Consider the following 19,873-nt stretch of genomic DNA (forward strand, 5'->3'; position numbering starts at 1 on the left):
TACTACCCTTGTGTTGAAAGTGAAGCAGAATACAGGTTATGCAGTGTTTCCATCGAACCCGCAGACGTATCTAAGATAGGTTGTGGGTAGAAACCAATGATAACCAATAAAGCCGCCAGAACCAGTAAAACACCAAACTCACGAGCCGTTAGCCCTTTCAGTTCAGTCTCTGATTTCGGCGTTCCGTAGTAAGTCTGCTGCATCATCCATAGTGCATAGATAGAGGCAAACACCACACCAAACACCATAATGCAGGTCACTAATGTGAATTGGCTGAAGCTACCGAAGAAGATCATGAATTCGCCGATAAAGTTACCTGTGCCCGGCATACCTAAGGTTGCTGCGGCAAAGAACAGGGATAAACCCGGTAACCATTTGATGCGTTTCCATAATCCACCCATCATGCGCATATCACGAGTCTGAGTACGTTCGTACAGCTGACCACTGATAATAATCAGCGCCGCACCCGACAGACCGTTAGTGATCATTTGCACCACAGCACCTTGATAGGCCAGTGTCGATGCTGCATAGATAGCCACGGTCACAAAGCCCATGTGCGATAAGCTACTGTACGCCGCTAAACGTTTAATATCCGTCTGTTTGAATGCTAACCATGCACCGTAGAAGATACTGATCACACCCAGCGTCATTGCCACTGGTGTAAATTGCAGTGAAGCTTCAGGGAACAATGGCAGTACAAAACGTAACAAACCGTATGCGGCTGTTTTCAGCATGATACCGGAGATATCGACAGAACCCGCCGTTGGCGACTGTTCTTGGGTATCTGCCATCCACCCATGGAATGGCACTAATGGCATTTTTACTGCGAAAGCAATAAAGAAGCCCAGCATCAGCAAGAAGCCCGCCGTACCTGACAACGCACTTTCAGTACCTAGCAACGCGTTATAGTCGAATGTCAGCTCATTGAACGCAATCCAGTGAAGGATAACTAAGCCGATAATCGCCACCAGCATGATCAAACCGCTGACTTGCGTATAGATAAAGAATTTTGTCGCTGCCTTAACATGCTGGCGGTTACCTGACCCTTTGTGTCCCCAATTCGCAATCAGGAAGTACATCGGGATCAACATCATTTCCCAGAAGAAGAAGAATAAGAACAGGTCAACCGCCGTGAAGATCCCCATCACACCTGCAATAATCCATAACAGGTTAAAGTGATAAGCACCTTGGTTCTCTTGCTGCTCGCTCCACGAACTGAGGATTGAAAACGCGCCCATGATGGCGGTTAACACCACCATCAACAGCGATAATCCATCAACCGCTAACGAGAAATTGATACCTAGCGCAGGGATCCATTCCCTTGAGTATGTATTTTGCCACTCTGGAATACCTTGCGGGTTAACCAGCGAATAATCCCCTTGCGCCCAAAATAGTACCGCAAGGATAAGCGTGATCCCCATTGTCCCCAGCGCAACCCAACGAGGTGCGCGGTGACTGAATCGGTCGGCCTGCCAGCTTAGCAGGGCACCGATAAAGGGAATAAGTATTAGCCAATATAATTGCATGGCGCAATGTGTCCCTTAATTAAACCAAAAGCAGCAGAGCAAGAATCAGCACTGCACCCAGCCCCAGAGAGGCAACATACCAACGGATCTGACCGTTTTCACTCACTGCAAGCCCTTTGTTTGCCCAACGTGAAAGATGTGCAGGGATATTCATCAGTGAGTTAATCGGATCGCTTTCGAGTAACCATGCAATTCCTTTGAAAGGTTTTACAAAAATTACATCATACAACCAGTCGAAGCCCCATGCGTGGTACCACCACGTTGAGAAGAAACGACCAATTGCTGTTTTCGCAATCGCATCAACGATAGAACGTCTAAACAGATAGAGGAACGTCGCAATCAACAGACCTGCGATAGCAAAACCACCCGAGATAGCTTCGATAAACAGTTTACCGTCTTCAGCTTCCATAGGTTTTGCAGGGAATACGCCCTCTAATGGCTGGTGGATCATCGCACCCACGAAGGTTGCAAGGATTGCCAAAATAGCCAGTGGTACAGTGTGAGTGATGCCTTTAACTTTATGCGCTTTGATTTTGGCTTCACCGTGGAAGACGATGAAAATCATACGGAAGGTGTAAATTGCGGTCATTAATGCACCGATGATACCCGCCCATAACAGCACAGTTTGCCCATCCACTTTCGCGCCCCACAAGATGGCATCTTTACTGTAGAAGCCAGAAGTAAACAGAGGCAACGCGGCCAATGCACTACCACCGATTAACATCACAATATAAACGAATGGAATTTGCTTACGCAGCCCACCCATTTTGAAGATGTTTTGCTCGTGATGACACGCGATGATCACCGAACCTGCGGACAGGAACAGTAACGCTTTGAAGAAGGCATGTGTCATTAAGTGGAAAATTGCCGCATCCCATGCTTGTACACCGAGAGCCAAGAACATGTAACCAATCTGGCTCATAGTAGAGTAAGCAAGAACACGTTTGATATCCGTTTGAACCAATGCTGCGAAACCTGCAAACAGCAATGTTACCGCACCCACAACACCCACTAAATGCAGAATATCTGGGGTTAATAGGAACAGACCATGAGTACGCGCGATTAAGTACACACCCGCAGTAACCATGGTTGCGGCGTGGATCAGCGCAGATACTGGCGTTGGACCCGCCATCGCATCAGCTAACCATGTTTGTAATGGCAGCTGAGCTGATTTACCTACCGCACCGCCTAATAACATCAGCGTTGCCCAGTTCAGCATCGATAAGCCTTCTGGAGACAACTGAGTCGCACGTTGTGCCATTTCGCTGAAGTTTAAGGTACCCAATTCGTTGTACAGGATAAACATGCCGATAGCCAAGAACACGTCACCGATACGGGTCACAAAGAAGGCTTTCATTGCCGCTTTGCCGTTCTCTGGATTGGTGTAATAGAAACCAATCAACAGATAACTGCACAGCCCTACCCCTTCCCAACCGAGATACATCAGCATCATGTTATCAGCCAGCACTAATACCACCATGCTCGCGATAAACAGGTTAGTGTAAGTGAAGAAACGTGAGTAACCTTCCTCGCCACGCATATACCAAGAGGCATACACATGAATAAGGAAGCCCACACCCGTTACCACACCTAACATGGTCAGAGAAAGACCATCAAGGGACAGGCTAAATGGGATGGTGAAATTACCCACAGACATCCAAGTCCATAACATTTGTGGGTATGGCTCATATCCACCATTAGCTAAAACAGGTTGGGCTAAAAATTCAGAGCCTGCATAAAATGCAACTAGAGCGGCCAGACCCACTGAGCCTGCACCGATAATCGCGGATACATTTTCTGACCAACGACCGCGGGAAAATGCGAGAAGCACAGACCCTAACAGCGGGAACAGAATCGTTAAATAGAGTAAGTTCATTCGCGCATCTCACTGACTTTATCAATGTTCAGGTTTTGACGATGACGATGGAGTTGCAGTAACAACGCCAATCCAATACTCGCCTCCGCTGCCGCCAGAGTGATAGCCAGAATATACATAATCTGACCATCTGGTTGCCCCCAAAAACTGCCTGCGACCACAAAGGCTAATGCCGTTGCGTTCACCATGATTTCCAGTCCGATCAGCATGAAAAGCAGGTTACGGCGAATAACAAGACAGCTCAGTCCCATTACAAAGATAATTGCCGCTAAAATCAGACCATGTTGAAGAGGTATCATTGTTTCTCCCCCGCATTACGGCTGTTGCTGACAAGATCAGCGCTGTTTTCTGAACGGTCACGACCCACGTGGAAGGCAACAACCAGACCCGCGAGCAATAATAACGATGCTAATTCAACGGCTAAGACGTAAGGACCAAACAAGCTGATACCCACTTCTTTCGCTGTGATAATCACACCTTCCGTTTTTTCTTGGTGAGAAAGGCTGGTGATCCCATACACTAAAATGCCCAGTAAAACGGCAGATAGCACTGCGGGACCAATCCACGTTTTCGGTGTTAACCAAGCGCGCTCTTGTTCTTGTACTGAGCGACCTAAGTTCAACATCATCACCACGAAAACAAACAGAACCATAATGGCGCCAGCGTAAACGATAATCTCCAACGCTCCGGCAAAATACGCCCCGAGCGAGAAGAACACCATTGACAGTGCCAACAGAGAAACCACCAGATACAGTAGCGCATGCACTGGATTGGTATTAGTAATCACCCTCAAAGTTGCTAGAACAGCAACTAGACCGGCGATATAAAATGTAAATTCCATGAATATCGCTCCTTACGGCAACAGGTCTTTGACGTTGATAGGTTTCGCTTCGTTATCCGCTTCGCCTTTATCTTTGCCTGCGATCGCCATACCTGATTTACGGTAAAAGTTATAATCAGGATATTTACCCGGTCCTGAAATCAACAGGTCGTTTTTCTCATAAACCAGATCCTGACGACGCCAATCTGCCATTTCGAAATCTGGCGTCAATTGGATTGCCGTGGTTGGGCAAGCCTCTTCGCACAGACCACAGAAAATGCAGCGAGAGAAGTTCACGCGGAAAAATTCGGGATACCAGCGTCCATCTTCGTGCTCAGCTTTTTGCAGTGAGATACATCCCACTGGGCAAGCAACCGCACATAAGTTACACGCAACACAACGCTCTTCACCGTCAGGATCGCGCGTTAGCACGATGCGCCCACGGTAACGGGGTGGCAGATAAACCGGCTCTTCTGGGTACATTTGCGTTTCCCGTTTATCGAACGCATGTAGACCCACCATCCAAATACTGCGTACTTGGGTGGCGAAACCGACCAATAACTCTTTTAATGTCATGGTTCAATCACCCCTTACTGAGCGTTGTATAAAATCACTGCTGCGGTACCCAGCAGGTTAAGCAGTGTCAGCGGCAGACAAATTTTCCAGCCGAAGGACATTACTTGGTCATAACGTGGGCGCGGTAATGAAGCACGGATCAAGATGAACATCATCATGAAGAAGGCTGTTTTAATCGCAAACCACAGGAAAGCAGGCAGGAATGGACCATGCCAACCACCAAAGAACAGTGTCACAATCAGCGCGGACACGGTCACGATACCGATATATTCACCCACGAAGAACAGACCGAATTTCATACCGGAATATTCTACGTGGTAACCGTCGGCAATCTCTTGTTCCGCTTCTGGCTGGTCAAATGGATGACGGTGACACACTGCGACACCCGCAATCGCAAACGTGATAAAACCAAAGAATTGTGGGATCACGTTCCACATACCCTCTTGGGAATTCACGATGTCGATTAAGTTGAATGAACCCGCTTGCGCGACCACACCCATCAGTGACAAGCCTAAGAACACTTCATAACTCACCGTTTGAGCCGATGCACGCATCGCACCCAATAAGGAGTATTTGTTGTTACTTGACCAACCAGCGAACAGTACCGCGTACACTGCCAGACCTGCCATCATCAGGAAGAATAAGATCCCGATGTTCAAGTCAGCGACGTGCCAAGTCGGGCTGACTGGCACAATGGCAAATGCTAAGAACAGAGAACAAAATGCGATAACCGGCGCAAGCGTAAAGATTTTCTTGTCCGCGAACTCTGGGATCCAGTCCTCTTTAAACAGCATTTTGAACATGTCGGCAATCAGTTGTCCCATTCCAAATGGACCCACACGGTTAGGACCGTAACGGTTCTGGAATAGACCGAGAATACGGCGTTCACCGAGACTCATGTATGCCCCGCAGGTCACAACAACCAGCAAGATAACAACCGATTTAAGGATGGAAATCAGGACTTCCATCACCGCAGGAGAAATCCAATCCATCATGCGCCCCTCCGCAGATTATTCACTGACACGCCCGCCATTACCGGAGCAATTCCCGGCATACCCAGAGGTAAACCGATTTGACCCACTGCAAGGTGCTGACTAATGCGCACTGGCAGATTAAAGGTTTGACCTGCATGACTAAATTCAGCTTTCACGCCAGCATTTAGACCGAGTGTCGCCGCATCTTGCGCGTTCAACATGATATAAGGCTCTGGCATACGTTGCTGGATCACATCAGAACGTTGTGAAGTTTCATCACTACCAAATAGATGATAGTAAGGTGCCACAACCCACTGTGCTTCGCCGCTTTGGTAAGCCGCCGGAACCTCAGTGAAGTACGCCAATTTGTTTTCTTTCGAATTGAATAAACGCACACCCGGATCACCAAACAGTAAGTGTCCGCCCACCTCTGCTTGGAATTTGTTCCATGCTTGTGGTGAGTTCCAGCCCGGTGCCCATGCAAATGGAATTTGCTGGCGTGGCGCTTTCGGTTGGTTATTCCCTTCCATTGAGAACGCAAATGGTGAGTCGATATCTTGCGGTTGACGCGGTTCATGAACCGATTTGTCTGCCAGCATTGCCGTACGACCGCTGTAACGATGAGGTTCACGTGCCAGTTTCTGCCCACGAATGCGGAAAGAGGCTTTCGGTGCCGTATCTCTAATACCCGCAAATTGTGGCAGAGCTGCCACACACTCTTCGATAACGTGGTCTAATTGCGACCAATCTGCATCACGTTGCTGCGCTTCAGTTTGCAGTGAATGCATCCAGCGCCAGCTTTCGTTCATCACGATGCTGTTATCGTAGTAAGTTGGGTCAAAGACTTGGAAGAAGCGTTGAGCACGACCTTCTTGGTTGATAAGCGTACCGTCCGCTTCAGCAAAACTTGCCGCTGGCAGGACTAATGTCGCTTTATCCATGATGTCTGTGTGCTGGTGGTCTGCCACGATCAGGTGCTTCAGTTTCGCTAATGCGCTATTGACAGCATCCACGGTGCTATGACGGTAAAGGTCATTTTCCATCACGATAGCCACATCCGCTTCATTAGCTTCAATGCGTGAGAACGCATTTTCTAATGGCAATGCGTTCATCATCGCAAGACCAAAGCTGTTGGCATGAGACGCGACATAAGACAGACCGACGTTCGCACCCTTCGCTTTCAGCGCAAATGCCACGTTAGCGGCGGCTTCGATCACCGCATCGCTAGCGCTATGGCTACCACTGATAATCAGAGGTTTTTTCGCACCCGCTAAGGCTTGAGCTACGGTTTCTACTTTCGCTTTCACATCAGCCGGTAAATCATTTACCGCCGGTGCGTCACCGTTGATCAGGTTAGCAATCGCAAAACCGAAACGTGCTTGATCAGTCACTGGCGCACGGTAGTTGTATGCGGCTACATCATCTAAACGCGTGTCATCCACGTTAGTGATAAACAGTGGATATTTGGCGTGTTGACCAATGTTTTGAATCGCTGCGATTTGCCAGTCAGCGACTTTCTGTGCCGCTGCCATTTCACGGGCTTTACCTTTCACTGCTTGGCGAACAGATAATGCCATACGGGCGCCTGTCTGAGTTAAATCTTCACCCAGAACTAATACCGCATCATAGCCTTCGATTTCACGCAATGTTGGGGTGTAAACACCGCCGTTTTGCAGAATGTTTTGCATCAACGCTAAGCGGCGCTGTTCATCCTTAGAAATACCGGAATAGAAGTTTTCAGCGCCAACTAAAGCACGCAGTGCATAGTTGCTTTCGACGCTAGCACGTGGAGAACCGATACCAATCACTTTCTTCGCTTGATTGATGATCTGTGCACCACTTTGCATTGCTTCAATCGCCGAAACCACCTGCTGTACGCCATCTTTGGTTAACAGCGCTTGGCGAGGACGGTCTTTACGGTTCACGTAACCATAACCGAAGCGACCACGGTCACACAGGAAGTAATGGTTTACAGAACCGTTATAACGGTTTTCAATACGGCGCAGTTCACCATAACGCTCACCTGGGCTGGTGTTACAACCGATGCTGCACTGTTGGCAGATACCCGGTGCAAATTGCATATCCCATTTACGGTTATAGCGTTCTGAATGCGTTTTGTCGGTGAATACCCCTGTTGGGCACACTTCGACGAGGTTACCGGAAAATTCACTTTCCAGCGTGCCGTCTTCAGTACGACCAAAGTAGACATAGTTATGCGCGCCATACACACCTAAATCGGTGCCATCGGCATAATCTTTGTAGTAACGAACGCAACGGTAACACGCGATACAACGGTTCATTTCATGACTAATGAATGGACCGAGATCTTGGTTTACGTGCGTGCGTTTTGTAAAACGATACTTACGCATAGTATGACCAGTCATCACCGTCATATCTTGTAAGTGGCAGTTACCACCCTCCTCACAGACTGGGCAGTCGTGTGGGTGGTTGGTCATCAGCCATTCAACAACACTTTCACGGAATTGTTTGGCTTCTTCATCATCGATTGAGATGTAAGTGCCTTCCGTTGCCGGTGTCATACAAGACATCACGAGACGACCACGAGTGTCATCTGCGTTTTGATACTGCTTCACCGCACACTGGCGGCAAGCGCCAACGCTTCCCAGCGCCGGATGCCAGCAAAAATAAGGAATATCTAGCCCCAACGATAAGCAGGCTTGTAACAGGTTTTCAGACCCGTTTACGTCATATTCTTTGCCGTCTACATATATCGTAGCCATAGTCAGCATGCTTCCCAAAGGCCCGCTTTAGCAGGCGTTAAACATAAATACGTTCTTCGTCAAAAATTCGTTTAGCGGTTGCTCAATCGCTAAATGCTTACCAACGCTGCTTGAGCAGGTTTGGCTGGATCCCGGCAATCTGCACGATGTTGCGCAGATCTTTTTTCGAGATACCCGCTTCGAACTCTCCACGGAAATATTTGATGGCGCTTTGTAATGGCTCAACCGCACCCGGTGCGTGTGCACAGAAGGTTTTGCCTGGTCCTAAGAAACGGCAAAGTTGTTCAAGAGTTTCGATATCCCCTTCTTGACCTTCACCTTTTTCTAATGCCTGTAGAATTTTTACGCTCCAAGGCAGACCATCACGGCACGGTGTACACCAACCACAGGATTCACGCGCGAAGAAGGTTTCTAAGTTACGTACTAAAGAAACCATGTTGATTTCGTTATCGACTGCCATCGCTAGCGCTGTACCTAAACGACTGCCTGCTTTTGCAATATTTTCGAAATCCATCGGTAAATCGAGGTGATCGTTGGTCAGGAAGTCAGTTCCTGCACCACCCGGTTGCCATGCTTTGAGTTTTAATCCATCACGCATACCGCCCGCGTAGTCTTCTAAGACTTCACGTGCAGTTGTACCAAATGGCAGTTCCCACAGACCCGGATTTTTCACGCGTCCAGAGAAGCCCATCAGCTTAGTGCCCGCATCTTTACTTTTGCCCGCGCTTAAATCGATATACCACTGGTCACCGTGCTCTAGAATTGCTGGCACGTTACAGATAGTTTCAACGTTATTAACGCAGGTCGGTTTACCCCATGCACCTGAACTTGCAGGGAATGGTGGTTTAGAGCGTGGGTTTGCACGACGACCTTCAAGGGAGTTAATCAATGCGGTTTCTTCACCGCAGATATAACGACCTGCACCGGTATGCACGAATAGCTCAAAATCAAAGCCCGAACCGAGAATATTTTTACCTAATAGCCCCGCTGCTTTGGCTTCTTCGATGGCACGACGCAAATGTTTAGCCGCTTCAACATATTCGCCACGTAAGAAGATATAACCACGATACGCTTTCAATGCATAAGCGCCGATAATCATCCCTTCCACTAATAAGTGTGGCAGTTGTTCCATCAGTAAACGGTCTTTGTAAGTGCCCGGTTCCATTTCATCCGCATTACATAAGAAGTAACGCAGTTTCATGTTTTCGTCTTTCGGCATTAAGCTCCACTTCAGACCCGTCGAGAACCCTGCACCACCACGACCTTTCAGTCCGGCGTCTTTGACAAGGTTAACCACTTCATCAGGAGCCATGCCTTTAAGGGCACGTTCGACACCTTTGTATCCGTTTTTACTGCGATACTCATCTAACCAGACTGGCTGCGCGTCATCGCGTAGACGCCAAGTTAATGGATGAGTTTCCGCGGTACGGATCACAGGGTTTGCGGAGAAGTTTGTCATGGATACTGCTCCAGTAGCTTTTGAATATTTTCAGGCTGCACATGACTGTGGGTATCGTCATCGATCATCATCGTTGGACCCTTGTCACAATTACCTAAGCAACAGGTTGGCAGCAGCGTAAAGCGACCATCAGCTGTGGTTTGACCTGGGCGAATACTCAGCTGTTTAATAATTTCAGCTTCTAAGCCTTGGTAGCCCGTAATATGGCAAACAACACTGTCGCAATAACGAATAATGTGGCGACCCACTGGTTGACGGAAAATTTGGCTATAGAATGTTGCCACGCCTTCCACATCACTCGCAGGAATGCCGAGAACTTCTGCGATAGCGTGAATTGCGCCATCTTCGACCCAGCCACGATTTTTTTGCACAATTTTCAGCGCTTCAATTGACGCCGCGCGTGCATCTTCATAGTGGTGTTTTTCCCCTTCAATTTCCGCACGCTCATGTTCGGTTAACACAAAACCGTGATTGACTTGCGGTTCGAAGGTATTCACCACGTCAGACTGGCTGTTACAGCCGCATTGGCTCGTGCCACATTGACCTTGTTTATCTTGTTCATTATGCATGGTTAGCGATCCACATCCGACATTACAAAATCGATACTACCCAGATAGACAATTAAGTCAGAAACCAAGCTACCTCTGATTGTCGCCGGAATTTGCTGCAAGTGCGCATAACTCGGAGTACGAATACGTGTACGGTAGCTCATGGTGCTGCCGTCACTGGTTAAGTAGTAGCTGTTGATCCCTTTGGTTGCTTCAACCATCTGGAATGATTCGTTAGCTGGCATTACCGGACCCCAAGACACTTGTAAGAAGTGGTTGATCAGGGTTTCGATATGCTGCAATGTGCGCTCTTTCGGTGGCGGCGTTGTCAGTGGATGGTCAGCTTTAAATGGACCTTCAGGCATATTCTTCAGACACTGCTCAAGAATACGGATACTTTGACGCATCTCTTCCACTTTGATCATTACGCGGTCATAGCAGTCACCGTTATGGGCGATTGGAATGTCGAATTCAAAGTTTTCATAACCTGAATAAGGACGTGCTTTACGTACGTCAAAGTCCACACCCGTTGCACGCAAGCCTGCACCTGTCACACCCCACGCTAATGCCTCTTCCTTGGTGTAAGATGCCACACCAATAGAACGACCTTTCAAAATGGAGTTTTTCAGCGCAGAGGTCACATAGGATTCTAGACGTTTCGGTAACCAGTCTAATAATTCACGCAGTAATTTATCCCAGCCACGCGGTAAATCGTGAGCAACCCCACCGATGCGGAACCAAGCTGGGTGCATACGGAAACCAGTGATTGCTTCAATGACGTTGTACACTTTTTGTCTATCAGTAAACGCAAAGAACACCGGCGTCATCGCACCAACGTCTTGAATATAGGTACTGATATACAGTAGGTGACTGTTGATACGGAACAGTTCAGACATCATCACACGGATAGTTTTTACGCGATCCGGTACTTCGATACCTGCCAGTTTTTCAACCGCAAGAATATATGGCATTTCATTCACACAGCCGCCGAGGTATTCGATACGGTCGGTATAAGGAATGTAGCTATGCCATGACTGACGCTCACCCATTTTTTCCGCACCACGGTGGTGGTAGCCGATGTCGGGAACGCAGTTAACAATCTCTTCACCATCCAATTGCAGCACGATACGGAATGCACCGTGAGAAGATGGGTGGTTTGGACCCAAGTTCAGGAACATGAAATCTTCGTTTTCATTTCCACGATCTAAGCCCCACTCTTCTGGTTTGAAAGTCAATGCTTCCATTTCCAGATCTTGCTTTTGCTTAGTCAGAACAAATGGGTCGAATTCCGTGGCGCGCGCAGGGTAATCTTTGCGCAGCGGGTGACCTTCCCAGCTTGGAGACATCAGCAAGCGACGTAAATTTGGGTGACCTTGGAAGGTGATCCCGAACATGTCCCACACTTCACGCTCATACCAGTTGGCATTTGGGAATAAAGAAACCACTGATGGCACGTTTAAGTCTTTCTCGTTAAGAGCCACTTTCAACATGATATCGCGGTTTCGGTCAATGGAAATGATGTGGTAGAACACACTAAAGTCCGCTTCAGGCAGACCTTGGCGATGAATACGCTGGCGTTCATCGACTCCATGTAAGTCGAACAACATCACATAAGGTTTAGGTAGCTTCTGTAAGAAATCTACAATTTCCAGTAATTGTTCACGGCGCACCCAAACCACTGGCATGCCAGTGCGGGTTGCTTGAACTGAAAAGGCATCCGGGCCAAATTGGTTGCGCAGTTCCAGAAGCACAGGATCATTAATGTGATCTTGTGTCTGCCATTCTGGCTGATTATGACTCGCTTGCGCTATCTGATCTGTCATCATTCTTCACCATAACGCTTGATCAGGTTTATTATTTCGCAACAACATTGCTCTGTTACGCTGTATGGCTAAAAGCCTTAAATTTCGTCAGGGGTACGCAGGTTGGTTACTGCAATACGTTCACCGTGTTTTCTTTCTCTTTCTGACTGCATATTCGCACGATAAACACCCTGATCACCGACAACCCATGAAAGTGGGCGACGTTCTTTGCCGATGGATTCTTGTAACAGAAGGAGAGCCTGCATATAGGCTTCAGGGCGTGGCGGGCAGCCTGGAATGTACACATCCACGGGAATAAATTTATCGACGCCTTGAACAACAGAGTAGATGTCATACATCCCACCGGAGTTCGCACATGAACCCATGGAGATAACCCATTTTGGTTCAAGCATTTGGTCATAAAGGCGCTGGATGACGGGAGCCATTTTGGTAAAACAAGTTCCCGCAACAACCATAAAGTCGGCTTGACGAGGAGAAGCACGCAGTACTTCCGCACCAAAGCGGGCTACGTCATGAACAGCCGTGAACGACGTCACCATTTCTACATAGCAACATGAAAGACCGAAGTTGTATGGTCACAGGGAGTTTTTACGTCCCCAGTTCACCACATCATGAAGTGCATGGGATAATTTCCCCATATACACGCTGTTTTCAACTTGCTGCTCAAGAGGATCAGTAACGATTTCTTGAGTTTGCAGTGGGTAACGGTCGTTCTCACCGTTCGGATCTATGCGGGTGAGCGTATAATCCATTGTATAATGCCTCGCTTTTTACTGCGGATGACGATTGCTGATTTTAATAACTTCACTAGGACCTTTAACTGCGCGACGTGAACGGATTGGAGTCCAATCGAGTGCACCAACGCGGATCAGATAAAATAATCCCGCCAACAATACCAAGATAAAAATAGCGGCTTCGATGAAACCGACCCATCCCGCTTCGCGGATGGCGACAGACCATGCAAATAAGAACATAGCCTCCACATCGAAGATCACGAAAAACATCGCGACCAAGTAAAACTTGGCTGACATACGAAGACGAGCACTACCGACAGAGTCAATACCTGACTCGTAGGGAACATGTTTTGTTCTGGCTTTAGCGCGGCTACCCAAGAAATGACCTGCGGTCAACATGAAAGCGCAAAGACCAATAGCGCCGAGAAGGAATATAGCAAAGCCCCAGTTATGGGCTAACTCTAGGATTGATGTAGACATACTCGTTGCTTACTCATTACTTATGGCACTTAACTGCTCTTTTTATAACACGGCAGTATTGCACCACAATTGCCCAGTTAATCGAGAAGAAAGACTAAAATTGACCTCTAAACTAAAAGATCCCCCAAACTAAAATCAGCCTGACGACTGCTGTTTGGTTTGCCCTTCTCTCACTACATTTTATTTTGCTCAAATGAGACAAAATAACCGTATTTATTACAAATAATTCACACGTCAAAAACATTTGTGAAACAAAAATAACTCATTAACTGCTAAAACGTGTCAGTGTTACTATACACAAATAAACACGCAAAGTAGTCTAACTGATTATTCGCTTTTACTACACTATTATCTCAGGAAAAACCTGTCTTAACAGACGAAAAAATGTGCTTTTTATTTGATCTAACGCACAGATTTATTGAAAAAATACTCAATTTGTTTACATAACATCCGAATTTAATTTAATAAGCGATAACGAATTTTTATTCATCATGCCCACTAAGCCACTGACTACTCTCAGCTATTTTATCAATTCAGCAAATAAATTTTGTTAACGGCGTAACAAATCGTTAACTAACTAATGAATTTCATGTTATGCCATATACATCACAATTATTTCATGCTCTTACGCGTAAATCCATACTCAATAAGTGGTTAATTCGTGTGTTTTGTCACCTATTGAGCAGAAACATTGTTCACTATTTTGTCACCTGAACTTTAAGTAAAATATCGTACTGGCAAAATCCCCTTCTTCCCCTATTAACCACTTAATGAGTATGGTTAGTAAATTTCAGTTAAAAACAATTTGATAACAATATAAATGCGTAAAATAGTCAGGTCGGTTTTAAGGAAGATATAGATGGAAAAAAAACGGCTGAGCCAGAATTAACTGACTCAGCCGGATAAACATATTTTGATTTATTTGACACTTATCTTTGATAAAAATCCTATTTTATCGATAAGGACAGTTCTCTATCTTATTGAGCGCCGTTCTCAACTTGTTCAGCGACAGAATAAGAGATTTTTTTGTTTTCAATTGCATTAAAAACAGTGAGCACGAAATCTTTTTGCTCATCCGCATTTTTATATAACCAGTACTGAATATCTGGTAAACGAGGTAAGCCATCTGACTCGCCTAAAACACGCAGATCCGCATTTTGCATTTCCATTGGACGTGCAGTTACTCCAACTTCGGCATTCACCGCTGCGCGAACAGCAGGTAATGATGCCGCTTCATAAGCCACATGCCATGGTAATCCTGCTTCATCTAATGCATGAGTACATAACTTACGGTATGGGTTAGTTTCATCCATTACCACCAATGGGATTGGCTCATTTGGGCGTAGCTGAAAATCAGGTGCGCTGTGCCATAAAATCGGGACAGTTCTTAATGCTGTTTTTGGGTGCTGAGGAATACGACTTGTCGTTAATGCTAGATCAATTTCATGATTATCTAACATTGACTCAATAAACTGAGCACGTTTAATTCTCACTTCTACCGCGATGCGTGGAAATACGGAGGCAATACGGTTTAGTAAGAAAGGTAATAAGATATCGACGGTATCGTCGGATGCCCCAATACGCAATTCGCCATCTGCATCGTTATAGGTTAAAGATGCGGTGGCATCATCATTAGCGCGTAAAATTTGTCTCGCATAACCGAGTAATTGCAAACCGTGGGCGGTTAACAGCTTATTACGCCCGTGACGTGCAAATAATTCACGACCAACTAATTGCTCTAAACGTTGCATCTACTGGCTAACAGCGGACTGGGTTCGACATACTGCGGCAGCAGCAGCGGCAAAAGTGTTAAGATCAGCCACTGCGACAAATGTGCGTAGTAAATCGAGATCTAAGTTCATTATGGGACGATTGGAATTTATCATCGTACATTCTCTTTATATAATTTTATGATACCTGGTGTTTCTGCTCTCCTCCGTGAGAATCAGCGAGTCTTAAAAATAATCCAACTTTTGCATTTCTAATCCGTAGATCTGCATTTATTGTATTCAATACTCTATATTGCTATATCTATTTGATAATTAACTTAAACAGCTTAATTATCCAATTAGTGTTTTAAATTTCTATCAATTAAAGCGGGGTTGATTAACGTAAAACTCAATAAGCGCGAAATAATTGAAGAAGACTAAATAGTAACATATTTAATGTAGTTGCAATTATTTTAATGTAAGCTGTTTATGTAACATATGATGTAAATTAACAATTTTATTAATTATCAATACACTAAACATTATAACCACGGTTTCACTAAGAATATTCTCATTAAAATAATCAATATTGCTAACAAAAAAAGTCAAAAAGCACCCAAAATGCCCCGACCAATAGTTAAATTTATTTCTAATTTAATGATTTAAGATGCAAACTTACAGAGTGATACAATTTTTGTTACTTTGTCATTATGCGACTTTTCTGCCATTTTTTTATAACTCATCCACTGACACACTCCAAAACAACGATAATTATCAGAATTAGATTCCAACTTAATAACTATAATTGGAATCATCATCTAACTTATTCAATACTTTAAGATAGCACATATCTGATTTATGTCTAAACCAACCTTTTACACCAAAAATTATCTAGCATCTTCAAAAGCTTCCGAGGGAGGAGTACAGTAGATAGTAACGCCGGAAGTCCCCTATGATTGCTAGCCCGTTAGGGTAATGAGAGAACCATGAATACGATAATGAAATCCAATAAGCTTGATAATGTTTGCTATGACATTCGCGGGCCAGTTTTAAAAGAAGCTAAACGCTTAGAAGAAGAAGGCAATAAAGTCCTAAAACTGAACATTGGTAACCCGGCACCGTTTGGCTTTGAAGCACCTGATGAGATCCTCGTTGATGTCCTGCGCAATCTGCCAAGCTCACAAGGTTACTGTGATTCTAAAGGCTTATATTCTGCGCGTAAGGCAATTGTTCAACACTACCAAGCCCGTGATATCCACGATATGACGGTTGAAGATGTTTATATTGGTAACGGTGTTTCTGAATTAATCGTTCAAGCAATGCAAGCGCTATTAAACAATGGCGATGAAATGCTGGTTCCAGCCCCTGATTATCCACTCTGGACAGCGGCTGTTTCGTTATCGGGCGGTAATGCTGTTCACTATATGTGTGATGAACAACAAGGCTGGATGCCGGATATTGACGATATCCGCAAAAAAATCAGCCCACGTACCCGCGGGATTGTCATCATCAACCCAAATAACCCAACAGGTGCGGTGTACAGCAAAGAACTATTAATGGAAATCGTCGAGATTGCTCGCCAACATAGTTTGATTATCTTTGCCGACGAAATTTACGATAAAATTCTGTATGACAATGCGCAGCACCACTCTATCGCAGCATTGGCTCCTGACTTACTGACAGTGACCTTTAACGGGTTATCAAAAACCTACCGTGTCGCAGGTTTCCGCCAAGGTTGGATGGTATTAAATGGTCCGAAAAAGCAGGCCAAAAGTTATATTGAAGGCTTAGAAATGTTAGCCTCCATGCGCTTATGCGCTAACGTGCCAATGCAACACGCTATCCAAACAGCATTAGGCGGTTACCAAAGTATCAGTGAATTTATCCAACCGGGTGGTCGTTTATATGAGCAGCGTAATCGTGCATGGGAATTGATTAACCAAATTCCTGGTGTCTCTTGTGTTAAGCCACAAGGCGCTCTGTATATGTTCCCGAAAATTGATATTAAACGTTTTAATATCCACGATGACCAAAAAATGATCCTTGACCTGCTACTGCAAGAAAAAGTGCTATTAGTTCAGGGAACTGCATTTAACTGGCCACATCCAGACCATTTCCGTATTGTCACCCTGCCTTATGCAGATGATTTAGAAATGGCGATTACCAAGTTCGGGCGTTTCCTTAGCGGATATAAGCAGTAATTAGAACATTACTAAGATTTTTGTTAGTCAATAAATAGCTCCTCAGTGAGCTATTTATTTTTGATAGCCTATAAAATGAAATATTACTGTTATAACTAATTAAAATGACCCATCCTATAATCAAAGTTATCTCAAAATACTTTAAATTATTTAAGTGTGATTAATTTCAGGATGAGCAGGCAAATAGAATAGTCCTAAAAGAACCATTCTATTTATTACATATCATCTCTTAATACGACTATCTTTATCTGATATTTAAATGATAGAAATAAGATAAACTGCCGCAAGAAAAAACAACACTAATATTACTGGAAAGTATTTCATAAAAACCTCGATTAGCTGACAAGTTAGAATAATATCGATGATTATAAATCATTCTTCCTTTATATCAATTAATCGTTCAATAAATTAATTTCAATCCATTTAAGAGCATCCTTATGAGATTGACTGAATTCCTATTTATATATAACAATAAATCCATCCTTAGATTAACCATGTACTACAGCCATTAGAATGTATAAACACCACAGATATTGTTTTAGCATAACCATTTATGGATTAAATCTCTAAAAACTCAAAACCATTCAAATTAATATACTCTGCATGACCCTATTTATTTCTTTTTTCACCCTACTTTACATTAAGCTTATGGTTAGCAGAATTATGTTTAACGACTGTTAAATCTTCACACTAGAAATTTTCAAAGGTAATATATATCAACCTTATTTCAAATACTTTACCGATGTTTCTCGCAATAGCTATTTGATTGAAAAAAGAAAAACTCAGTAATACATAGACATTTTTGTCGAAAAAGTTCCTGATACTGGGTATGTAACATTTAATTGCTTGTTTTTACCATCAACGGATAATTTAACTCGCCCTATTTTTTTATCTTCCTCACTAATTGAGCAAAAAAATCCGTCAGGCGTAGTATAAGAACCCGACAACGTTACAATATGAACACGCCAGTAATCACTTGTTTGTCCAACATCATGTTGAATAATATATTCAAATGCATTTTCAATCAGTTCATTATTTTGTATACCCCCAAGTGAAATTGAAGCCAATCTAATTGAAGTGTGCTGTAAATTAGCCATCAATATCTCTTCTCCCCAATGGTTTTCAAATGAGGCAATACCACCACTTAGTTTTTCTATGTTCATACATCCTCCTTTTTAGATAGAGTCTCATCATAGCGGTATTTAAGTAACCTTAAACCACTTGTATTTATTAGTTTTTTATAAGAAAAGCCCTCTTAAGCCTGACAAAATAAACTTACCAGCCTCATAAATTTTGAGATATAATTTAGACCATCACCGGATCACTGAAGAGGGATTATGAGTTATTTTTTTGCCCACCTTGCTAGAATGAAACTTATTCATCGCTGGCCACTCATGCGCAATGTGCGTACCGAGAATGTCTCCGAGCATAGCTTACAAGTTGCCATGGTAGCACATGCTCTTGCGGTCATTAAAAACCGCAAATTCGAGGGAAATGTCAACCCTGAAAAAATTGCGCTATTTGCCATGTATCATGATGCCAGTGAAGTCATCACTGGTGACTTACCAACGCCAATTAAATATCACAATCAGCAAATCGCCCACGAATATAAAAAAATCGAGAAATTTGCCCAGCAAAAATTGTTGGATATGCTGCCAGAAGAGTTGCAAGACGATTTTAAATGCTTACTGGTAGAAGATCTGCAATCCGAGGAAGAACATTTCATCGTAAAACAGGCAGATACCTTATGTGCCTATTTAAAATGTTTAGAAGAGCTATCCGCAGGTAATAGCGAATTCAAGTTAGCCAAAAAACGTCTTGAAAAAATGTTAGCGGAGCGCAATAGCCCTGAAATGGAATATTTTATAAAAACGTTTGTACCTAGCTTTACTCTGTCTTTAGATGAAATAAGCAATTAATATATAAGTAGTGGTATGCGATGCCCACTTATATAGTATATTTATTGTTCTACCAATCTAAAAACTTCAAGTCTAAACTCGTCTAACAAAAGAGCTTAATCAACCTTTTCTAATTTTACATTACAACCTATCATTACAGAGAATGCAATATAAAATGTTTTTGCATCCCCATTAATACCCAATATTACAAACTCAGAATCATCAATTGAAATAGTACAACGTAAAGGTTCTTTCGTTTCATAAACCTCTCCACTCTTCGTGACTAATTTTAATGACCAAAAATCATATGAATCTATTTTATTTCGCTCAAATAATATAGTGAACACCTTTTTCAGTTCAGCCTTATTCGGAATGTCATATATTTCTTTTGAAGTTAACAGTTTTTTAGTTATATCAAAATAACCAGAGACAAAGTGAGTTAACACAACATGTGATAAATCCTCCCCCCAATAATTTTCAAAATCGCAATAACCGTAAACAAACTTCT

The 19,873-nt window shown here is 44.0% G+C and carries 15 protein-coding genes and 2 pseudogenes; 2 read left to right on the top strand and 15 right to left on the bottom strand.

Annotation, left to right across the window (positions count from 1 at the left end; genetic code table 11):
* Positions 1–2: 2 nt before the first annotated feature.
* The 13 genes and pseudogenes from nuoM to GKR61_RS06515 form a co-directional block, all read right to left on the bottom strand.
* Positions 3–1,526 carry an NADH-quinone oxidoreductase subunit M gene (gene nuoM / locus GKR61_RS06455; RefSeq protein ID WP_036952755.1) on the bottom strand — a complete coding sequence of 508 codons (1,524 nt, stop codon included), beginning with the start codon at positions 1,524–1,526 and terminating at the stop codon, positions 3–5.
* Between the two features lie 19 nt (positions 1,527–1,545).
* Complete coding sequence (gene nuoL, locus GKR61_RS06460) at positions 1,546–3,402, bottom strand: NADH-quinone oxidoreductase subunit L (protein WP_036952752.1); 1,857 nt, start codon at positions 3,400–3,402, stop codon at positions 1,546–1,548.
* The gene (gene nuoK, locus GKR61_RS06465) at positions 3,399–3,701 is read right to left on the bottom strand and encodes an NADH-quinone oxidoreductase subunit NuoK (protein WP_006660292.1); all 303 of its coding nucleotides are present in this window, start codon (positions 3,699–3,701) and stop codon (positions 3,399–3,401) included. The genes nuoL and nuoK overlap by 4 nt, the downstream gene beginning before the upstream one ends.
* Positions 3,698–4,243: an NADH-quinone oxidoreductase subunit J gene (gene nuoJ / locus GKR61_RS06470; protein WP_036952750.1), complete on the bottom strand. Its 546-nt coding sequence runs from the start codon at positions 4,241–4,243 to the stop codon at positions 3,698–3,700. The genes nuoK and nuoJ overlap by 4 nt, the downstream gene beginning before the upstream one ends.
* 12 nt (positions 4,244–4,255) lie before the next feature.
* Complete coding sequence (gene nuoI, locus GKR61_RS06475) at positions 4,256–4,798, bottom strand: NADH-quinone oxidoreductase subunit NuoI (RefSeq protein ID WP_004259834.1); 543 nt, start codon at positions 4,796–4,798, stop codon at positions 4,256–4,258.
* 14 nt (positions 4,799–4,812) lie between these two features.
* A complete protein-coding gene (gene nuoH / locus GKR61_RS06480; RefSeq protein WP_036952747.1) occupies positions 4,813–5,790 on the bottom strand; it encodes an NADH-quinone oxidoreductase subunit NuoH in 978 nt (325 codons plus the stop codon).
* Positions 5,790–8,522: an NADH-quinone oxidoreductase subunit NuoG gene (gene nuoG, locus GKR61_RS06485; RefSeq protein ID WP_036952745.1), complete on the bottom strand. Its 2,733-nt coding sequence runs from the start codon at positions 8,520–8,522 to the stop codon at positions 5,790–5,792. Before nuoG ends, nuoH begins: the two co-directional genes overlap by 1 nt.
* A gap of 88 nt (positions 8,523–8,610) precedes the next feature.
* A complete protein-coding gene (gene nuoF / locus GKR61_RS06490) occupies positions 8,611–9,972 on the bottom strand; it encodes an NADH-quinone oxidoreductase subunit NuoF (protein WP_036952742.1) in 1,362 nt (453 codons plus the stop codon).
* Positions 9,969–10,541 carry an NADH-quinone oxidoreductase subunit NuoE gene (gene nuoE / locus GKR61_RS06495; protein ID WP_230082422.1) on the bottom strand — a complete coding sequence of 191 codons (573 nt, stop codon included), beginning with the start codon at positions 10,539–10,541 and terminating at the stop codon, positions 9,969–9,971. Before nuoE ends, nuoF begins: the two co-directional genes overlap by 4 nt.
* Before the next feature lie 2 nt (positions 10,542–10,543).
* The gene (gene nuoC, locus GKR61_RS06500; RefSeq protein ID WP_181477305.1) at positions 10,544–12,346 is read right to left on the bottom strand and encodes an NADH-quinone oxidoreductase subunit C/D; all 1,803 of its coding nucleotides are present in this window, start codon (positions 12,344–12,346) and stop codon (positions 10,544–10,546) included.
* 74 nt (positions 12,347–12,420) lie between these two features.
* A pseudogene (locus GKR61_RS06505) lies at positions 12,421–13,095 on the bottom strand (NuoB/complex I 20 kDa subunit family protein).
* A gap of 18 nt (positions 13,096–13,113) precedes the next feature.
* Positions 13,114–13,557 carry an NADH-quinone oxidoreductase subunit A gene (locus tag GKR61_RS06510; protein WP_036952734.1) on the bottom strand — a complete coding sequence of 148 codons (444 nt, stop codon included), beginning with the start codon at positions 13,555–13,557 and terminating at the stop codon, positions 13,114–13,116.
* A gap of 977 nt (positions 13,558–14,534) precedes the next feature.
* Positions 14,535–15,443: pseudogene (locus tag GKR61_RS06515) on the bottom strand (LysR family transcriptional regulator).
* A gap of 809 nt (positions 15,444–16,252) precedes the next feature.
* Between GKR61_RS06515 and GKR61_RS06520 the strand changes: the two are divergent.
* Positions 16,253–17,467: a pyridoxal phosphate-dependent aminotransferase gene (locus tag GKR61_RS06520; RefSeq protein ID WP_154639651.1), complete on the top strand. Its 1,215-nt coding sequence runs from the start codon at positions 16,253–16,255 to the stop codon at positions 17,465–17,467.
* Positions 17,468–18,249: 782 nt separating this feature from the next.
* Here GKR61_RS06520 and GKR61_RS06525 read toward each other — a convergent pair.
* Positions 18,250–18,630 (bottom strand): hypothetical protein, encoded by a 381-nt coding sequence (locus GKR61_RS06525; protein ID WP_036952726.1) that lies wholly within the window; start codon positions 18,628–18,630, stop codon positions 18,250–18,252.
* Between the two features lie 174 nt (positions 18,631–18,804).
* Between GKR61_RS06525 and yfbR the strand changes: the two genes are divergently transcribed.
* Positions 18,805–19,386, top strand: coding sequence for a 5'-deoxynucleotidase (gene yfbR / locus GKR61_RS06530; protein ID WP_108478584.1), 582 nt, complete (start codon positions 18,805–18,807; stop codon positions 19,384–19,386).
* Between the two features lie 95 nt (positions 19,387–19,481).
* Here yfbR and GKR61_RS17585 read toward each other — a convergent pair.
* Positions 19,482–19,873: hypothetical protein (locus GKR61_RS17585; protein WP_195848379.1), on the bottom strand; the 392-nt coding region annotated here is incomplete at its 5' end.

Source organism: Providencia sp. wls1916 (assembly GCF_009706585.1).
In the GTDB taxonomy this organism is placed as follows: domain Bacteria; phylum Pseudomonadota; class Gammaproteobacteria; order Enterobacterales; family Enterobacteriaceae; genus Providencia; species Providencia lanzhouensis.

What these genes read in the sequence shown, in the direction of transcription:
- GKR61_RS06520 (WP_154639651.1), top strand. Translation starts at nt 16,253, where the DNA reads ATGAATACGATAATGAAATCCAATAAGCTTGATAATGTTTGCTATGAC.
- nuoF (WP_036952742.1), bottom strand. Translation starts at nt 9,972, where the DNA reads ATGACAAACTTCTCCGCAAACCCTGTGATCCGTACCGCGGAAACTCAT.
- GKR61_RS06510 (WP_036952734.1), bottom strand. Translation starts at nt 13,557, where the DNA reads ATGTCTACATCAATCCTAGAGTTAGCCCATAACTGGGGCTTTGCTATA.
- nuoK (WP_006660292.1), bottom strand. Translation starts at nt 3,701, where the DNA reads ATGATACCTCTTCAACATGGTCTGATTTTAGCGGCAATTATCTTTGTA.
- nuoC (WP_181477305.1), bottom strand. Translation starts at nt 12,346, where the DNA reads ATGATGACAGATCAGATAGCGCAAGCGAGTCATAATCAGCCAGAATGG.
- nuoJ (WP_036952750.1), bottom strand. Translation starts at nt 4,243, where the DNA reads ATGGAATTTACATTTTATATCGCCGGTCTAGTTGCTGTTCTAGCAACT.
- nuoM (WP_036952755.1), bottom strand. Translation starts at nt 1,526, where the DNA reads ATGCAATTATATTGGCTAATACTTATTCCCTTTATCGGTGCCCTGCTA.
- GKR61_RS06525 (WP_036952726.1), bottom strand. Translation starts at nt 18,630, where the DNA reads ATGAACATAGAAAAACTAAGTGGTGGTATTGCCTCATTTGAAAACCAT.
- yfbR (WP_108478584.1), top strand. Translation starts at nt 18,805, where the DNA reads ATGAGTTATTTTTTTGCCCACCTTGCTAGAATGAAACTTATTCATCGC.
- nuoG (WP_036952745.1), bottom strand. Translation starts at nt 8,522, where the DNA reads ATGCTGACTATGGCTACGATATATGTAGACGGCAAAGAATATGACGTA.
- nuoH (WP_036952747.1), bottom strand. Translation starts at nt 5,790, where the DNA reads ATGGATTGGATTTCTCCTGCGGTGATGGAAGTCCTGATTTCCATCCTT.
- nuoE (WP_230082422.1), bottom strand. Translation starts at nt 10,541, where the DNA reads ATGCATAATGAACAAGATAAACAAGGTCAATGTGGCACGAGCCAATGC.
- nuoI (WP_004259834.1), bottom strand. Translation starts at nt 4,798, where the DNA reads ATGACATTAAAAGAGTTATTGGTCGGTTTCGCCACCCAAGTACGCAGT.
- nuoL (WP_036952752.1), bottom strand. Translation starts at nt 3,402, where the DNA reads ATGAACTTACTCTATTTAACGATTCTGTTCCCGCTGTTAGGGTCTGTG.